This is a genomic window from Streptococcus sp. Marseille-Q5619, assembly GCF_946901205.1.
GTDB lineage: Bacteria > Bacillota > Bacilli > Lactobacillales > Streptococcaceae > Streptococcus.
The window spans coordinates 1-17450 of sequence record NZ_CAMPPO010000003.1 but is presented as its reverse complement, the minus strand read 5'-3'; the positions used below and the strand labels follow the sequence as shown (position 1 = coordinate 17450).

Annotated in this window: 15 protein-coding genes and 1 pseudogene; 12 read left to right on the top strand and 4 right to left on the bottom strand. The window is 39.6% G+C overall.

What is annotated here, in order from left to right; all coding sequences use genetic code 11:
* Positions 1-149 precede the first annotated feature (149 nt).
* The 4 genes from pyrR to carB all read left to right on the top strand — a co-directional run bounded on the left by pyrR (position 150) and on the right by carB (position 6367).
* Positions 150-671, top strand: coding sequence for a bifunctional pyr operon transcriptional regulator/uracil phosphoribosyltransferase PyrR (gene pyrR / locus OC530_RS04840; RefSeq protein WP_004257972.1), 522 nt, complete (start codon positions 150-152; stop codon positions 669-671).
* An 18-nt stretch (positions 672-689) separates the two neighbouring features.
* Positions 690-1613: an aspartate carbamoyltransferase catalytic subunit gene (locus OC530_RS04835; protein WP_023942684.1), complete on the top strand. Its 924-nt coding sequence runs from the start codon at positions 690-692 to the stop codon at positions 1611-1613.
* 49 nt (positions 1614-1662) lie between these two features.
* On the top strand, positions 1663-2742 hold the full coding sequence (locus tag OC530_RS04830) for a carbamoyl phosphate synthase small subunit (protein ID WP_262080082.1): 1080 nt from the start codon (positions 1663-1665) through the stop codon (positions 2740-2742).
* Positions 2743-3190: 448 nt separating this feature from the next.
* Complete coding sequence (gene carB, locus OC530_RS04825) at positions 3191-6367, top strand: carbamoyl-phosphate synthase large subunit (RefSeq protein ID WP_262080080.1); 3177 nt, start codon at positions 3191-3193, stop codon at positions 6365-6367.
* Positions 6368-6436: 69 nt separating this feature from the next.
* Here the strand turns inward: carB and OC530_RS04820 are convergent, their stop codons facing one another.
* Genes OC530_RS04820 through tacF form a run of 3 tightly spaced genes read right to left on the bottom strand, consistent with a single transcriptional unit; the run spans position 6437 to position 9548 of the window.
* A complete protein-coding gene (locus OC530_RS04820) occupies positions 6437-7246 on the bottom strand; it encodes a phosphorylcholine transferase LicD (protein ID WP_173249670.1) in 810 nt (269 codons plus the stop codon).
* Position 7247: 1 nt separating this feature from the next.
* Positions 7248-8051, bottom strand: coding sequence for a phosphorylcholine transferase LicD (locus OC530_RS04815; RefSeq protein ID WP_262080076.1), 804 nt, complete (start codon positions 8049-8051; stop codon positions 7248-7250).
* Between the two features lie 9 nt (positions 8052-8060).
* The gene (gene tacF / locus OC530_RS04810) at positions 8061-9548 is read right to left on the bottom strand and encodes a type IV teichoic acid flippase TacF (RefSeq protein WP_000835911.1); all 1488 of its coding nucleotides are present in this window, start codon (positions 9546-9548) and stop codon (positions 8061-8063) included.
* A 440-nt stretch (positions 9549-9988) separates the two neighbouring features.
* Here tacF and OC530_RS04805 point away from each other — a divergent pair, with 440 nt between their 5' ends.
* The 5 genes from OC530_RS04805 to OC530_RS04785 are packed head-to-tail and all read left to right on the top strand — an operon-like array spanning position 9989 to position 14178.
* Positions 9989-10696: a 2-C-methyl-D-erythritol 4-phosphate cytidylyltransferase gene (locus tag OC530_RS04805; protein WP_262080073.1), complete on the top strand. Its 708-nt coding sequence runs from the start codon at positions 9989-9991 to the stop codon at positions 10694-10696.
* 4 nt (positions 10697-10700) lie between these two features.
* Positions 10701-11723, top strand: coding sequence for a ribitol-5-phosphate dehydrogenase (locus OC530_RS04800; protein ID WP_000609877.1), 1023 nt, complete (start codon positions 10701-10703; stop codon positions 11721-11723).
* A 16-nt stretch (positions 11724-11739) separates the two neighbouring features.
* Positions 11740-12609, top strand: a complete 870-nt coding sequence (locus tag OC530_RS04795) for a phosphotransferase family protein (RefSeq protein WP_261090814.1) — start codon at positions 11740-11742, stop codon at positions 12607-12609.
* A complete protein-coding gene (locus OC530_RS04790) occupies positions 12599-13477 on the top strand; it encodes a DMT family transporter (protein ID WP_262080070.1) in 879 nt (292 codons plus the stop codon). The genes OC530_RS04795 and OC530_RS04790 overlap by 11 nt, the downstream gene beginning before the upstream one ends.
* An 11-nt stretch (positions 13478-13488) precedes the next feature.
* Entirely contained in the window at positions 13489-14178 is a 690-nt protein-coding gene (locus OC530_RS04785) for a sugar phosphate nucleotidyltransferase (RefSeq protein ID WP_262080068.1), read from the top strand.
* 263 nt (positions 14179-14441) lie between these two features.
* On the opposite strand, the gene OC530_RS04780 is transcribed toward OC530_RS04785, so the two are convergent.
* Entirely contained in the window at positions 14442-15398 is a 957-nt protein-coding gene (locus tag OC530_RS04780; RefSeq protein WP_262080066.1) for a hypothetical protein, read from the bottom strand.
* 680 nt (positions 15399-16078) lie between these two features.
* Here OC530_RS04780 and OC530_RS04775 point away from each other — a divergent pair.
* The 3 genes and pseudogenes from OC530_RS04775 to OC530_RS04765 all read left to right on the top strand — a co-directional run.
* Entirely contained in the window at positions 16079-16537 is a 459-nt protein-coding gene (locus OC530_RS04775) for a DUF4231 domain-containing protein (RefSeq protein WP_173261663.1), read from the top strand.
* A 12-nt stretch (positions 16538-16549) separates the two neighbouring features.
* On the top strand, positions 16550-17158 hold the full coding sequence (locus OC530_RS04770; protein ID WP_262080063.1) for a hypothetical protein: 609 nt from the start codon (positions 16550-16552) through the stop codon (positions 17156-17158).
* 70 nt (positions 17159-17228) lie between these two features.
* Positions 17229-17450 (top strand): annotated as a pseudogene (locus OC530_RS04765) (hypothetical protein); the annotation flags it as partial.

Below are 17450 nucleotides of genomic sequence, written 5' to 3'. Positions count from 1 at the left end.
CTAAATATTCCTTTAAACCTGTCCCGTGAGGCAGGCAAGGAGAACGATTAAGTAGTAGGGTGAAGTCTATACTGTTTGCAGTAGGGCTCGCTTGGCTATACATTTCAAGTCTCCTTGTTTAAGGAGACTTTTCTTTTTGGAGGTTTATCATGAAGGCAAAAGAAGTTGTAGACGAATTGACTGTCAAACGAGCGATTACGCGTATTACTTATGAGATTATCGAACGCAACAAAGATTTGAATAAGATCGTCTTGGCTGGTATTAAAACTCGTGGTGTATTTATCGCCCACCGAATCCAAGAACGTTTGGAGCAACTAGAAAATCTTTCAGTTCCTGTTGTGGAATTGGATACAAAACCTTTCCGTGATGATGTTAAAAGTGGAGAAGATACTTCTTTGGTTTCTGTCGATGTGACAGACCGCGAAGTTATCTTGGTGGACGATGTGCTTTATACAGGCCGCACTATCCGTGCTGCTATTGATAATATTGTAGGTCATGGTCGTCCTGCGCGCGTGAGTTTAGCAGTTCTAGTAGATCGTGGACATAGAGAATTGCCAATCCGTCCAGATTACGTTGGAAAAAATATCCCAACCAGTCGTTCTGAAGAAATCATCGTAGAGATGACAGAACTTGATGGCCAAGACAGAGTTCTGATTACTGAAGAAGCTTAGAAAGCTAAAGGAGTAGCCATGTCAGAAAATCAACAAGCATTGAACCATGTGGTGTCCATGGAAGACCTCACTGTCGATCAAGTGATGAAATTGATCAAGCGAGGAATTGAGTTTAAAAATGGAGCTCAGCTTCCCTATGAAGACCATTCAATTGTCTCCAATCTTTTCTTTGAGGATTCTACACGGACGCATAAGTCCTTTGAAGTGGCAGAGATTAAACTGGGATTGGAACGACTTGACTTTGATGTGAAGACTAGTTCAGTCAATAAGGGTGAAACACTTTATGATACCATTTTGACTTTGTCTGCTTTAGGAGTTGACGTCTGTGTGATTCGTCACCCAGAGGTTGACTACTACAGAGAGTTAATTGCTAGTCCCACGATTACGACTTCCATCATCAATGGTGGAGATGGTTCGGGCCAACACCCTAGCCAGAGCTTGCTTGATTTGATGACTATTTATGAGGAATTTGGTCACTTTGAGGGGCTCAAGGTCGCTATTGCAGGTGACTTGGACCATTCACGCGTTGCCAAATCCAATATGCAGATTTTGAAACGCTTAGGTGCAGAACTTTATTTTGCTGGACCTGAGGAATGGAGAAGTCAAGAGTTTGCAGACTATGGACAGTTTGTAACTATTGATGAAATCATTGATCAGGTGGATGTCATGATGTTTCTCCGTGTGCAACATGAACGCCATGATAGTGGTGCAGTCTTTTCAAAAGAAGACTACCATGCCCAACATGGCTTAACACAAGAACGTTACGAGCGCTTGAAAGAAACAGCAATCCTTATGCACCCAGCTCCAGTCAATCGTGATGTAGAAATCGCAGACCACTTGGTTGAAGCACCAAAATCACGGATTGTCCAACAAATGACCAATGGTGTTTTTGTTCGAATGGCAATCTTAGAATCCGTACTGGCGAGTAGAAACGCCAACTAAAACACAAGACGTTAAAAGACGCCAGTGAGCGTCCACGAGAGGTGAAAATATGACAAAAAGACTTCTAGTATTAGAAGATGGCACAGTTTTTGAAGGCAAGGCCTTCGGAGCAGATATTGATGTAACAGGCGAAATCGTCTTTAATACAGGGATGACCGGCTACCAAGAATCCATTACAGACCAGTCTTATAATGGACAAATCTTGACCTTTACTTATCCTTTGGTAGGAAATTATGGAATTAACCGTGATGATTATGAATCCATTATTCCAACTTGTAAGGGAGTTGTTGTTTTCGAAGAAGCGCGTAGAGCAAGTAACTGGCGTAATCAAATGACCTTGGATGAATTTTTGAAAGCCAAGAAAATTCCTGGTGTTTCAGGGATTGATACGCGTGCACTTACCAAGATTATTCGTAAGCATGGTACCATGCGTGCAACCTTGACCCATGTTGGGGACAGCATGGACCATGTGACTGACCAGCTCCAAGCAACAGTATTGCCGACAGACAATATTAAGCAGGTTTCTACTAAAACATCTTATCCAGCTCCAGGAGTTGGTTTGAGCGTGGTGTTAGTGGACTTTGGTCTCAAGCACTCAATCTTACGTGAACTTTCTAAGCGCAACTGTAATGTGACCGTGGTTCCATACACGACAACTGCAGAAGAAATTCTTCATCTTAATCCTGACGGAGTGATGTTGTCAAATGGTCCTGGGAACCCAGAAGATGTTCCGGCTGCACTAGATATGATTCGTGGTGTGCAAGGAAAAATTCCAATCTTTGGTATTTGTATGGGGCACCAACTCTTTGCTATGGCAAACGGGGCTAAGACCTATAAGATGAAGTTTGGTCATCGTGGCTTTAACCATGCGGTACGGGAGATTGCTACAGGACGCGTAGATTTTACCAGCCAAAACCATGGTTATGCAGTCAGCCGTGAGGATTTGCCAGAACACTTGATTATCACCCACGAAGAAATCAATGACAAGTCAGTGGAAGGTGTGCGCCACAGATATCAACCTGCTTTCTCTGTTCAATACCATCCAGATGCAGCCCCTGGTCCACACGACGCAAGCTACCTATTTGACGAGTTTATCGAGATGATGGAAGCTTTTAAACAATCAAACTAAGAACGAGTAAAAGCTCGTCGGAGAATTTATGTAACTGAACACGGACGGAAAGCTCGGAATTTAGAGAAACCAACTTGGATTGTCAATCCTTCCTTGGTTTCCTAAAATTCAATCGCTCTCTATTCGTCCTTTGTATCTTATTTAATGTCGCTCTGTGAGGCGACGAATATAAAGGCAGGTCGTTTCTTTTAGTCGCTATCAGGCGAACTAAAAACTCCCTGCACTAGATTTTTTACCGAAAAGTATCGTTTCGCTAAAAAATCGTCGGAGAATTTATTTAATGGCAACCTGAGAGTTGCCGAATAGAAAGGAGAAGGGTGGTCCGTATTTGCTGAACTGAATACGGGCTACGGACGGTGCTAAAAAGATAGTTATTCCTAGAACTGATAGTTTTTCGTCATAACTCCTATTTTAGCTTTGTCCGCTTGACGCCCTTAATATCTTATAAATGCCTAAACGTACTGATATTCAAAAAATTATGGTGATTGGTTCTGGTCCGATTATTATTGGTCAGGCTGCTGAGTTTGACTACGCTGGGACCCAGGCTTGCTTGTCGTTGAAAGAGGAAGGTTATGAGGTTGTCTTGGTTAACTCAAACCCTGCAACCATCATGACGGATAAGGAAATTGCGGACAAGGTTTATATTGAACCGATTACACTTGAGTTTGTAACGCGTATTCTTCGTAAGGAACGTCCAGATGCCTTGCTACCAACCCTTGGTGGGCAAACTGGTCTTAATATGGCCATGGAATTGTCTAAAAATGGTATCCTAGATGAGCTTGGTGTTGAACTTCTGGGTACTAAACTATCTGCCATTGATCAAGCGGAGGACCGTGACCTCTTTAAACAATTGATGGAAGAGCTCAACCAACCAATTCCAGAATCTGAAATTGTCAACACAGTCGAAGAAGCTGTTGCCTTTGCAGCAACAATTGACTACCCAGTCATCGTCCGTCCAGCCTTTACACTTGGTGGTACTGGTGGTGGTATGTGTGCCAACGAGGAAGAATTGCGTGAAATCGCTGAAAATGGTTTGAAATTGTCACCTGTTACCCAGTGTTTGATTGAACGTTCCATTGCTGGTTTCAAGGAAATCGAGTACGAAGTCATGCGTGACTCAGCTGACAATGCTTTGGTTGTTTGTAACATGGAAAACTTTGACCCAGTTGGGATTCACACAGGGGATTCCATCGTATTTGCCCCTGCGCAAACCATGTCAGACTATGAAAACCAAATGCTTCGTGACGCAAGCTTGAGCATCATTCGTGCCCTTAAGATTGAAGGTGGATGTAACGTTCAGCTGGCCCTTGATCCACATAGCTTTAAGTATTATGTTATCGAAGTAAACCCCCGTGTATCGCGTTCGTCAGCCCTTGCTTCTAAGGCGACAGGATATCCGATTGCTAAGTTGGCTGCTAAGATTGCAGTTGGCTTGACCTTGGATGAGGTTATCAACCCAGTTACAGGTTCAACCTATGCCATGTTTGAGCCTGCCCTTGACTACGTGGTTGCTAAGATTCCTCGTTTCCCATTTGATAAGTTTGAAAAAGGTGAGCGCCGTCTTGGTACCCAGATGAAGGCGACTGGAGAAGTCATGGCAATCGGTCGTAACATCGAGGAATCTCTCCTTAAAGCTTGTCGTTCTCTTGAAATTGGTGTGCACCACAATGAAATGCCTGAGCTTGCAGCAGTTTCTGATGATGCCTTGATTGAAAAGGTTGTTAAGGCCCAAGATGACCGTCTCTTCTATGTGTCAGAAGCTATTCGCCGTGGTTACACACCAGAAGAAATTGCAGAACTTACAAAAATCGATATCTTTTATCTCGATAAACTCCTACATATCTTTGAAATTGAGCAGGAGTTGGGTGCCCATCCACAAGATCTTGAAGTTTTGAAAACTGCAAAATTGAATGGATTTTCAGACCGTAAGATTGCTGAACTATGGGAAACGACTGCAGACCAAGTCCGTCAGCTTCGTTTGGAAAACAAGATTGTCCCAGTCTACAAGATGGTAGATACTTGTGCGGCAGAATTTGACTCTGAAACACCATACTTCTATTCAACCTATGGATGGGAAAATGAATCTATCAGATCTGATAAGGAATCTGTACTAGTCCTAGGTTCTGGTCCAATCCGTATCGGTCAAGGGGTTGAGTTTGACTACGCAACTGTTCACTCGGTTAAGGCTATCCAGGCTGCTGGCTATGAAGCTATCATCATGAACTCAAACCCAGAGACCGTTTCTACAGACTTCTCTGTATCAGATAAGCTTTACTTTGAGCCATTGACATTCGAAGATGTTATGAACGTCATTGACTTGGAGCAACCAAAAGGGGTTATCGTTCAGTTCGGTGGTCAAACAGCTATCAACCTTGCGGAGCCATTGGCAAAAGCAGGTGTGACCATCCTTGGTACACAGGTTCCTGACCTAGACCGTGCCGAAGACCGTGATCTCTTCGAGCAAGCTCTAAAAGACCTGGGTATTCCACAGCCACCAGGACAAACGGCTACCAATGAAGAAGAAGCAGTGCTTGCAGCTCGCAAGATTGGCTTCCCAGTCTTAGTTCGCCCATCTTATGTTTTAGGTGGACGTGCTATGGAAATCGTAGAAAATGAAGCAGATCTTCGTTCTTACATGCGTACAGCGGTTAAGGCTAGTCCTGACCATCCAGTCCTTGTAGACTCTTATATCGTTGGACAAGAGTGCGAAGTTGATGCCATTTCAGACGGAGAAAATGTCCTCATCCCTGGTATCATGGAGCATATCGAACGTGCCGGTGTCCACTCAGGTGACTCAATGGCCGTTTACCCACCACAAACCTTGTCGCAAAAGGTGCAAGAAACCATCGCAGACTATACGAAACGCCTAGCAATCGGCCTTAACTGTCTTGGTATGATGAACATTCAGTTTGTCATCAAGGATGAAAAAGTCTACGTTATTGAGGTCAATCCGCGTGCCAGCCGTACAGTTCCATTCCTTTCTAAGGTAACCAATATTCCTATGGCTCAAGTAGCGACCAAGCTCATTCTTGGGCAAAGTTTATCAGAACTTGGCTACCAAGATGGTCTTTACCCTGAAAGCACTCGCGTTCATATCAAGGCACCTGTCTTCTCCTTCACGAAACTAGCTAAGGTAGACAGCTTACTTGGTCCTGAAATGAAGTCAACAGGGGAAGTTATGGGTTCTGATACGACTTTGGAAAAAGCTCTCTATAAGGCCTTTGAAGCTTCTTACCTCCACTTACCAACTTTTGGTAACGTTGTATTTACCATCGCTGATGATGCCAAAGAAGAGGCCTTGGACTTGGCTCGTCGTTTCCAAAATATTGGCTATGGAATCCTCGCGACAGAAGGGACAGCAGCCTTCTTTGCTAGTCATGGATTGCAAGCCCAACCTGTTGGTAAGATTGGTGATGATGATCAGGATATCCCAAGCTTTGTTCGCAAAGGAAGAATCCAAGCTATCATTAACACAGTAGGAACCAAACGAACTGCTGACGAAGATGGAGAGCAAATCCGTCGTTCAGCCATTGAACACGGGGTGCCCCTCTTCACAGCCCTAGATACAGCTAATGCCATGCTTAAGGTACTTGAAAGCCGTAGTTTTGTCACAGAAGCGATTTAAATAGAAAAAAGAGAAGGTGTAACGATCTTCTCTTTTTTGTTATATTTTTTCTTGTAAACTACTGATTAATCAGTTTTTGCGATAAGCTTTAATACTGTGACTATACCACTCTTGCATTTCCTTTGATGGTGGTGTCATATAATCCCCATACATCTGAGTTAAAAATTGGTCATATTTTTTTGGAACTGGTAACATACGACCTTCAAACTCAGTTAAGATGAGTTCTTTAAAGGTATCAACTGGGAAGACTTCTTTCATTCCTTCCTTACCGATCCCAACTCCTCCTTCATATTGAGGAGTGCTGGTTGCAGCATTTTTGACTAGCTGATCAATTTTCTTGTAAAAGTAACGGGGATTGACCAATCGGAGGGCGTACCAGCTACATAATCTTAGAAAATCTTTTAATTTGCTATCACCGTGAACTGCGCGTGATTTTTTTATATAAGCTAGTTGACGAAGGGCTACATACTTATAACTCTTGTCGACAATGCTCAAGTCTGTAAATCGATCAATTGGGAAGACATCGATGAAAAGGCTGGTATCATGACGCTTGTACTTAACATGGTCTTCTATAACAGTAGAAGTGTCCAAAATCGATGCGAAATTATGGAAGTACCAAGAAGATGTATCGTAGGAAAGAACCTTGTAGCGAGGGTGATTTTCTGCTTCAATAATCTTAAGTAAACGCTCATAATCCTCACGATAAAGGGAAATATCAATATCATCATCCCAAGGAATCATACCTTTGTGGCGGATAGCTCCAAGCATGGTTCCATAACTGAGAAAATAAGGAATATCATGTTTCTTACAAGTCTCATCAATATAGTCTAGCAGGGCTAGTTGAATTTCTTTAATTTCTTTTTTTTCTAAATACTGCATCCTAATCCTCCAATTTATAAGCGTGAAATTCATGACTGTAGAAGCGTTTTTCTTCTGGTGGTAGGGTCATATAATCTCCATAAAATTGTGTCAAAATAGTATCAAATTTTTCAGGTGCTGGAAGGCTTAAATTTTCAAAGGGCAAATCGATTGTTTTATCAAAAGTACCACTTGGGAAGACTTCCTTTTCCTTAAATTTAGAAGGGATAAAAGCCATATACTGCCCATTCTCACGGCTATATTTTTTAATTTCTTTCTCGATTTTATGTGCAAAATAACGAGGAGAAACCGGTCGAAGGAGCAACCAAAAGGCTGTTCGTATCCAATCTTTTAAAAGGCTATCCTTATAGACAATATTTTTGTGTTTACTGAAAGATAGAAGTTTGAAGCTTTCCAGTTTATAACAAGTATCAATGACCTTAGGATCATCAAAGCGATCCATAGGGAAAATATCGATAAAAACACCTGACTCATAGGTTTTTGTATTCCGAGTATCAATAATTTTAGTTGTACTGTCTGTTATTTTGATAAAGTTATTAAAGTAGTTTTTATCAGTTTCTAAGGATAGGAGATTATACTTACTTTTTTCCTTTTGAAAAATGTTTATAAATCGTTGGTAGTCTTCTCGAGGCATGGATAAATCAATATCGTCGTCCCAAGGGATAAAGCCCTGATGTCGAACTGCCCCAATCAGAGTTCCGTAGTTAATAATATAGTTGATATTGTGCTTTTTACAGAGAGTATCAATATAATCCAAAATTTCTAATTCAATCTGTTTGGCATCTTCAATGGTTAGTTGTTTCATTTTAAACTCCTATGATCTTTTGAATTTATTTTTTAAGGCTAGGACATGGTTTAAAAATTCATAGAAAATGCTATCTTTGGTGAAGGCAAGTAGACCAATATAAGAGATGGCTGATAGCAATACAATCAAACCAGTATTAATCAAAAATGGCAAATTAATGACCATATCCACAGGATACAAGAAATTAATCAGGAAATAAATTCCTACAAAGGAAAGTGAAAAGAGCGAGTATCGAACAGTATAGCTAAAGATATGTCCTAAGTGGATGAGTTGTTTTCTATGGATGAAAATGATATAGAAAACAAGTAGAGAGGCCTCTGATAGCATAGTTGTCAGTAAGTAGGATTCAGGAGCCACGATGTGGTTGAAAAAGAGGAGACTATTTAAGCCCAAATTGAGTAGCCCAGCAAAGACTGTGTAAACTGTGATACGTTTTTCATAGCCATTTGTAAAGAGAATTTGGGAACCAAGAATGGTATCTAAGGCCAGGATAATCGTACGAAAAGCGAAGAGAGAGGTTAAGATACCACCTCCGATATATTTTTCACTACCGTAAAGTAGAATGGCATTTGGTCCTAAAACCATGAGTCCAAAACTGAGTGGGATGATAAAGAAGTTAAAGATTCGACTTCCTCTGTTAACCAGAGAAACATAGGCTTCTTTGTCTCCTTTACCCAAATAGTAACTGAGACGAGGCACACTCACTCCGATAGCTCCTGTTACAACACCAGCTATAACGGTCACAATTCGTTGAGCCATGGTATAGTAACTAACGTTGACATCAATCCCTGTTTTAACGAGGAAGAGGCGATCCAAAAAAGTGAAGAGCATATTGGCATTGGCAAAGACCAACATGGCTGTTAGAGGGAGAAAGAGCGGTTTAAAATCACTTATGTGAATCTTAACAAGCTTAATGTCTCTTTTAATCCAAAAATAACTAATCAGATAGTTAATCAGTGTCGATAAACTCATCACAAGTGTATAGACAACAATATCATGTTCATTTTTGACAAACAGGAAAATAGAGACCAGCATCAGGATGCGGATGAAGGCAGTCTTGTAAAAAAGAAAACTGTAATTTTCCAGAGCTTCATTAACCCATTCGATTGAAAAAATCTGGGCAATGAGTTGAATCCCCATAACAAGGTAGACTTTTTTGACGATTGGATTATCTGTAAAGAAGAGAGGATAGGCAAGGATATAGACAGCGGTGGTCAAAATCGTACAAGCTATGCACAAATAAAAAAGACTGGAGAAGGTTCTATTCAGATCTTTTTTGTTATCCTTGACATTACTGATGGCCCGTAAACCGTAGTTATAGACTCCATAAGTTGCAAAGGGTAAGAAAAATGACAAAATTGTGTCGACAGAGTTGAAGTAACCATAGTCAGTTCGGTCTAAGACACGCGCGACGTAGGTACCAGTTAAGATGGGAAAAATAATATTCAAGACACGAATTCCCATATAAGATAGAGCATTTAATTTTATACTTTTCATTCAATTTACCTCGTTTTTCATTATATCATAAAGTCAGCTAATAAGAAATGAAGGGCAGTAATACTCTTCGAAAATCAAATTCAAACCACGTCAGCGTCGCCTTACCGTACTCAAGTACAGCTTACGGCTAGCTTCCTAGTTTGCTTTTTGATTTTCATTGAGTATAAGTCAAGTAATCACTTTGAAGTCTCAAAGCTTAATTTTAAGTTTTCTTTAAGGAAATTATATTATTCTGAAGGACTCTAAAATTTCACAGCCATTTATTGGTAATGACTACAGAATTCCTAGTCATTACTAGAAGTGGACTAATTTCTATGAATAATGGAACTGCTTAATCCTCCTATTCTAGAACGGGATGACTAGTATTTCTTTTATGATAGGACTAGATTGTGGTATAATAGAGAGAATAAGTTTTTTTAGTAAGACAAAGGAGAAAATAGATGATTTATGCAGGAATTCTTGCTGGTGGAACTGGCACACGCATGGGAATCAGTAACTTGCCAAAACAATTTTTAGAGCTAGGTGATCGACCTATTTTGATTCATACAATTGAAAAATTTGTCTTGGAACCAAGTATTGAAAAAATTGTGGTTGGGGTTCATGGAGACTGGGTTTCCCATGCAGAGGATCTTGTAGATAAATATCTACCTCTTCATAAGGATCGTATCATCATTACAAAGGGTGGTGCTGACCGCAATACAAGTATTGAGAAAATCATTGAAGCCATTGATGCTTATCGTCCGCTTACTCCAGAGGATATCGTTGTTACCCACGATTCTGTTCGCCCATTTATTACGCTTCGCATGATTCAGGATAATATCAAACTTTGTCAAGATCATGATGCAGTGGACACAGTGGTAGAAGCGGTTGATACTATCGTTGAAAGTACTAATGGTCAATTTATTACAGATATTCCAAATCGTGCTCACCTTTATCAAGGGCAAACACCTCAAACATTCCGTTGCAAGGACTTCATGGACCTTTATGGATCTCTTTCTGATGAAGAGAAGGAAATTTTGACAGATGCATGTAAAATCTTTGTGATCAAAGGAAAAGATGTAGCCTTGGCCAAGGGTGAATATTCAAATCTGAAGATTACAACCGTAACAGATTTGAAGATTGCAAAAAGTATGATTGAGAAAGACTAGTAAAATGATTAATCAAATTTATCAACTAACTAAGCCTAAGTTTATCAATGTCAAATATCAGGAAGAGGCTATTGACCAAGAGAATCATATCCTCATCCGCCCTAATTATATGGCGGTCTGTCATGCGGATCAGCGTTACTACCAAGGAAAACGTGATCCCAAGATTTTGAATAAAAAGCTTCCAATGGCAATGATTCACGAGTCATGTGGAACCGTTATTTCTGACCCTACGGGAACCTATGAGGTTGGTCAAAAAGTTGTCATGATTCCTAATCAGCCTCCTATGCAGAGCGATGAAGAATTCTATGAGAACTACATGACAGGGACCCATTTCTTGTCTAGTGGCTTTGATGGCTTTATGAGAGAATTTGTTTCTCTCCCTAAAGATCGTGTGGTGGCTTATGATGCTATCGAAGATACGGTTGCAGCCATTACAGAGTTTGTCAGTGTTGGCATGCACGCTATGAATCGTCTATTGACCCTTGCTCATAGCAAGCGGGACCGAATCGCCGTTATCGGAGATGGAAGTTTAGCATTTGTGGTTGCCAATATTATCAACTATACTTTGCCAGAAGCAGAGATTGTGGTTATTGGTCGTCATTGGGAAAAATTGGAACTTTTCTCTTTTGCCAAAGAATGCTATATCACTGATAATATTCCCGAAGATTTGGCCTTTGACCATGCTTTTGAGTGTTGTGGTGGTGATGGTACTGGACCAGCTATTAATGACTTGATTCGCTATATTCGTCCTCAGGGAACGATTCTCATGATGGGCGTTAGCGAATATAAAGTCAATCTCAATACACGCGATGCTTTAGAAAAAGGCTTGCTCTTAGTTGGATCTTCTCGTTCTGGTCGCATCGATTTTGAAAATGCAATCCAAATGATGGAAGTCAAGAAATTTGCCAATCGTCTTAAAAATATCCTTTATCTAGAAGAACCTGTGAGAGAAATTAAAGATATTCACCGTGTCTTTGCAACCGATTTAAACACAGCCTTTAAAACTGTGTTTAAGTGGGAAGTATAAGTGCTGGAGGTTAATTGTGGAGAAAATCATTAAAGAAAAAATTTCTTCCCTACTTAGTCAAGAAGAGGAAGTCCTCAGTGTTGAACAACTGGGAGGTATGACCAATCAAAACTATTTGGTCAAAACAACAAATAAGCAGTACATCGTTAAGTTCTTTGGTAAAGGGACAGAAAAGCTGATCAATCGTCAAGATGAAAAGTATAATCTTGAACTACTAAAGGATTTAGATTTAGATGTAAAAAATTATCTTTTTGATATTGAAGCTGGTATCAAAGTAAATGAGTATATCGAATCTGCGATTACGCTTGATTCAACTACAATCAAGACCAAATTTGATAAAATTGCTCCAATATTACGAACTATTCATGCTTCTGGCAAGGAATTAAGAGGAGAATTTGCTCCTTTTGAAGAAATCAAAAAATACGAATCTTTGATTGAGGAAAAAATCCCTTATGCCAACTATGAAGCTGTTCGAGAAGAAGTCTTCTCCTTAGAGAAAAGACTGGCTGACTTAGGTGTTGACAGAAAATCTTGTCATATCGATTTGGTGCCTGAAAACTTTATCGAATCACCTCAAGGACGACTTTATCTGATTGACTGGGAATATTCATCAATGAACGATCCAATGTGGGATTTGGCTGCCCTCTTTTTAGAGTCTGAATTCACTCGTCAAGAGGAAGAAGACTTCTTGTCTCGCTATGAGAGTGAGCAAACACCTGTCTCTCGTGAAAAGATTGCCATTTATAAAATTTTACAAGACGCTATTTGGAGTTTATGGACAGTTTACAAAGAAGAGCAAGGTGCAAATTTTGGTGATTATGGTGTGAGCCGTTACCAAAGAGCTATTAAAGGTTTGTCATATTATGGAGGTTCAGATGAAAAATAAAAATGGAGTTTCTTTTGCTCTACTCTCAGGTGTTTTCTGGGGATTAGGTCTAACGATTAGTGCTTATATCTTTTCGATTTTTACAGATTTGTCGCCCTTTGTGGTGGCTGCTGCTCACGATTTCTTGAGTATCTTTATCTTACTAGCTTTTCTTTTGGTAAAAGAAGGAAAAGTTCGTCTCTCAATTTTCTTAAATATTCGCAATGTGAGTGTTATCATCGGAGCCTTGCTAGCTGGTCCTATCGGTATGCAGGCCAATCTTTATGCGGTTAAGTATATCGGAAGTTCCTTAGCTTCATCTGTATCGGCTATTTATCCTGCGATTTCAGTTTTATTGGCTTTCTTCTTTTTGAAGCACAAGATTTCGAAAAATACTGTATTTGGGATTGTCTTGATTATTGGAGGGATTATTGCTCAGACCTATAAGGTTGAACAGGTCAATTCCTTCTACATTGGGATTCTCTGTGCTTTAGTTTGTGCCATTGCATGGGGAAGTGAGAGTGTTCTAAGCTCTTTTGCTATGGAAAGTGAATTGAGTGAAATCGAAGCCCTCTTAATCCGTCAAGTAACTTCATTCTTGTCCTATCTTGTGATTGTGCTCTTCTCTCATCAGTCATTTGCAGAAGTGGCCAATGGACAATTGCTAGGTCTCATGATTGTCTTTGCAGCCTTTGATATGATTTCCTACTTGGCTTATTATATCGCTATCAATCGCTTGCAACCAGCCAAGGCTACAGGCTTGAACGTGAGTTATGTAGTTTGGACTGTCTTGTTTGCAGTTGTTTTCTTGGGTGCACCGCTAGATATGCTGACCATTATGACGTCACTTGTCGTCATTGCTGGAGTTTATATTATTATTAAAGAATAAAGGAGATTCGTGTGAAAGCCATTATCTTAGCCGCGGGATTGGGAACTCGCTTGCGTCCTATGACTGAAAATACCCCTAAAGCCTTGGTTCAGGTTAATCAAAAACCCTTGATTGAATACCAAATTGAGTTTCTCAAAGAAAAAGGAATTAATGACATCATCATCATTGTTGGTTATCTTAAAGAACAATTCGATTATTTAAAAGAGAAATACGGAGTTCGCCTCGTTTTCAATGATAAATACGCTGACTACAATAACTTTTACTCTCTCTATCTTGTAAAAGAAGAATTAGCCAACAGCTATGTTATCGATGCCGATAATTATCTCTTTAAAAATATGTTCCGCAATGATTTGACACGTTCTACGTATTTTAGTGTCTATCGTGAGGATTGTACTAATGAATGGTTCTTGGTCTATGGAGACGACTACAAAGTTCAAGACATTATTGTTGATAGCAAGGCAGGTCGCATCCTTAGTGGTGTATCCTTTTGGGATGCTCCAACAGCAGAAAAGATTGTTAGCTTTATCGACAAGGCCTATGCAAGTGGTGAATTTGTCGATTTATATTGGGACAATATGGTTAAGGATAATATCAAAGAGCTAGATGTCTATGTTGAAGAATTAGAAGGCAATAGCATCTATGAGATCGATAGTATCCAAGACTACCATAAATTAGAAGAAATTCTTAAAAACGAAAATTAAAGATTTTGTATGTGAGTTATAGTCTCGATAAAAATAGTTACATCAAAATGAAATAGGAATTAGGCGAATCAATTGGGGAAGTCAAATTAATGTGTTCGTATCCTATTTCAATCTATTATACAAGAAAAGTACAAATAAAAAATCTCCAGATTAGGAACCGTCAGTGAGTTCTCTAGTCTGGAGATTTTTCAATATACTTCGTTATTGGGCGGTTACGATTTACTATAAATGAGTATAAAATTGAGTTTTATCTAGCTTCCGGCTCATTTATTTGTTGATTTAGCCCCATCCCTATCCAGCGGATATGTCGGTGTAATGGAATCCCTAGACAGAGGCGAAACTAAGTCCTTATTTAGTACTCGATCTGTTCCTTGTTGAACATAAGCCACGATAAGACGTAGCGGTTTATCGCCTATGGATTGCTTTTTATACTGAGTCGGATATAATACTGATGTTCCATCTGCTCCTACTAGCCCCCATGCAACGATGTCATAACCTTCTGCTGAGGTTTCAATTCCACCAAAATTTTCATTATGTCCACCTTGAACCAAATACATTTTCAATTGAGAGCCTTGCGGAATATTAGAACTAGAGAATCCATTTGGTGGAGTAGGAATTTTCCCCTTAACTATAGGTTTTTCTCCTGCTTTTCCCTCTACATCTTGTTGAGCAGTCTTTCCTGGATTTAGTGGAGATTCATCAAATTCTGGTTTTGGTAGTTGATACAGAACCTCTTGAATCTTACTAGACACGTGACCGCTTCCTTCAGTTACTGTTAAGGTTGTATTGTATAGCCCATAGAGATTTTTAGGAGACTGACCGGTAATAGTTAAAACAGCTCGTTTTCCATTACTATCAATTCTTGTTTTGAGTGTAGCCCAAGTTTTACCGTCCTTACCCACCGTTGGGAACCCTGATAAAGAAATATTTCTAATAGTTCCAGTTTCTACAGTAGCAATATATTTTAAAGGTATCTCGTTTAAGTTTTGACCGTTATATAAATTACGAGTGTCTCTTTCTCTTCCTGAATCATCCCTAGAGCTTTTTTCGTTCCCGGTACTTCCTGTAGCAAACCCATAAACAAGACCGGAAACACTTCTACGATTCCTGGTTCCTCCAGTTTCCTCTGCATCTTTCTTTAGATGAGCAGCCTTTTTATACTCCTCAAGTGCAGCATTAAAGACCTCCTGATTGACAAGCCCATTTTCTGATTGCCCCAATGCTTCGTTGAATTTATCATAGGCTTCCTTGAGTTTTTGGACTTGTTCTGGATTTTCAGTGCTGGTCTTCAGTTCTTGGAGGAGATGATGGATTTTGTCCGATAGAGGATAGCTTCCTCTACCTAAATAGGAGATTTTAACTTTGATTTAACAGAGATAGAATCATAATAAGAATGATACAGCAAACTGAAGCTAGAATAGTAGACCTTGTTTTCTAAAATATTGTTAAAAATTAGTTTGAATTTCTCAACTAATTTTATTCAGTTACTACTTTATTATGCTATAAAAAATCAAACGCTCCCTTCTCATGATGGCAAAAACAAGCATGTAATAAAAAATTAATAATTCTGACATTTTAAGATACAGAGCTTGCCATCATTGATAAAATCAGCTACCATAGAGTAAGTAAGTAAGTGAGTAAGTAAGTAAGTAAGTAAGTAAGGTAAGGTAAGTAAGTAAGTAAGTAAGTAAGTAAGTAAGTAAGTTTTTTTGTCCCGATTATGATATAATGATTAAATCAGGTGAATTTTGCTAGTAGGAGAAGCGATATTTTGCCACTAGATATAAACATGAGACTTCCTTTCCAAAATAACATGACAACATTATTAATATTTGCTAAACCTACTAGACAGTTATCCTAGTTTTTTGAATAGAATGAATAGATAAAAGGGGTTACGAACATGACGCCAGAAGAAATGTATCTGACAGATCGATTGGATGTACAGATAGCTTATTTTTTAAAGAAAAGCGTTCAACATCGTAGACGCTATAAGGTATTAAAAATAACAGAAATCGTGGCAGGTTTTCTCATAGCTGTTTTTTGTGCTATTCCTATGCCAGGTGATCGCTACCGTTTGATTTCGGTTGCCTTATCCAGTCTAGGCTTGCTGTGTGAGGGGATTCTCAATTTGTATAATGCCAAGGAACACTGGATTTCTTACCAAAAGACTGCGCAACTCCTGGAGAGAGAAAAATTCCTCTATCAATGCCAAACGGAGAAATATGCAGGAAAAACCAAGGCTTTTGCCCTATTTGTCAAGACATGCGAAGGTCTTATCTCAGAGGAAATCAACCAGTGGGAAAGTATCCAGTCAAAAGAAGTGGCAGCTAGTGCAGATGCTCCAGAGAAAAAAGAGTAGGAGGTGGAGGAAATGTCTCAATCCAGCTACCTATTGCCCTTGCTCTGGTTGAAAAAAGAAGCCGATAAAGAAGAGATGAGCGCGACCCAGTGCCAGATATTTTTCTTTTATTATCAACTGTTTGAACTCTTATTTGCTAGAGAAAGCGACTTGAGAGACTTGTGTCTGGGAAGGCAAGGTTTTTATTTCTCGCAGTTAGAGAAAGATTTGCTTTCTGGAGTTTCCCACTTTCTAAAAAACTTGGAGGGAAAAGGGACTCTCAAGGCTAATCAAGAAGTATCAGCTCGCAAAGCTCTTTTTCTAGCCTTGACAACTAGCCAGTCAGATTGGCAGGAGTTAGCTCCTGTTTTTGATTTTTATCAGACTGTCGGGAGGCTTGAACATCCTTCTCTCTTGAGTTCTCAGGACAGACAAGATCTGATGTGGATTTACCAGTCAGCTTTGGAGAAGGATTATAGTGTCAAGGTAATTGGCGACAAGCATTTTGTATTGAAGAGACAAGATGCTACTAAATTGACAGCGCGCCAAACTCAAACTTTGGAAGCACTGAGTCAATCAGAAGACTTGGTCAATCCTGTCTATGTTACATTAGGAGAAAAGGGGGTGCTCTTGCTTGATTAAGAGAGGAGATGTTGTAGCTCTTTATTTGCCTTTTCCGACTATTAGTAGCGATTTGGCTGTGAAGAATCATATGTATATCTGTATTGACAACAGCATGACTAAAAACAAAGAGTTGGTTAAAAATCAGACCTTCAAACCAGCCCTCTTGACCAGACGTTTGGTCAAGAACTTTATGATAGAAGAGCCGGATCTAGCTCGTAATCCTTTTACAAGACCAACCTTGATTGACTTAGATAAGGTATTTATGTTATATAATACGGTCATTCCGACTTCTTATCTGCCAGACGGCGAC

Excerpts from the sequence above, each read along its gene's own strand:
- OC530_RS04775 (WP_173261663.1), top strand. The coding sequence starts at position 16,079 with ATGACGCCAGAAGAAATGTATCTGACAGATCGATTGGATGTACAGATA.
- OC530_RS04835 (WP_023942684.1), top strand. The coding sequence starts at position 690 with ATGTCAGAAAATCAACAAGCATTGAACCATGTGGTGTCCATGGAAGAC.
- OC530_RS04815 (WP_262080076.1), bottom strand. The coding sequence starts at position 8,051 with ATGAAACAACTAACCATTGAAGATGCCAAACAGATTGAATTAGAAATT.
- OC530_RS04800 (WP_000609877.1), top strand. The coding sequence starts at position 10,701 with ATGATTAATCAAATTTATCAACTAACTAAGCCTAAGTTTATCAATGTC.
- tacF (WP_000835911.1), bottom strand. The coding sequence starts at position 9,548 with ATGAAAAGTATAAAATTAAATGCTCTATCTTATATGGGAATTCGTGTC.
- pyrR (WP_004257972.1), top strand. The coding sequence starts at position 150 with ATGAAGGCAAAAGAAGTTGTAGACGAATTGACTGTCAAACGAGCGATT.
- carB (WP_262080080.1), top strand. The coding sequence starts at position 3,191 with ATGCCTAAACGTACTGATATTCAAAAAATTATGGTGATTGGTTCTGGT.
- OC530_RS04770 (WP_262080063.1), top strand. The coding sequence starts at position 16,550 with ATGTCTCAATCCAGCTACCTATTGCCCTTGCTCTGGTTGAAAAAAGAA.
- OC530_RS04805 (WP_262080073.1), top strand. The coding sequence starts at position 9,989 with ATGATTTATGCAGGAATTCTTGCTGGTGGAACTGGCACACGCATGGGA.
- OC530_RS04830 (WP_262080082.1), top strand. The coding sequence starts at position 1,663 with ATGACAAAAAGACTTCTAGTATTAGAAGATGGCACAGTTTTTGAAGGC.
- OC530_RS04790 (WP_262080070.1), top strand. The coding sequence starts at position 12,599 with ATGAAAAATAAAAATGGAGTTTCTTTTGCTCTACTCTCAGGTGTTTTC.
- OC530_RS04820 (WP_173249670.1), bottom strand. The coding sequence starts at position 7,246 with ATGCAGTATTTAGAAAAAAAAGAAATTAAAGAAATTCAACTAGCCCTG.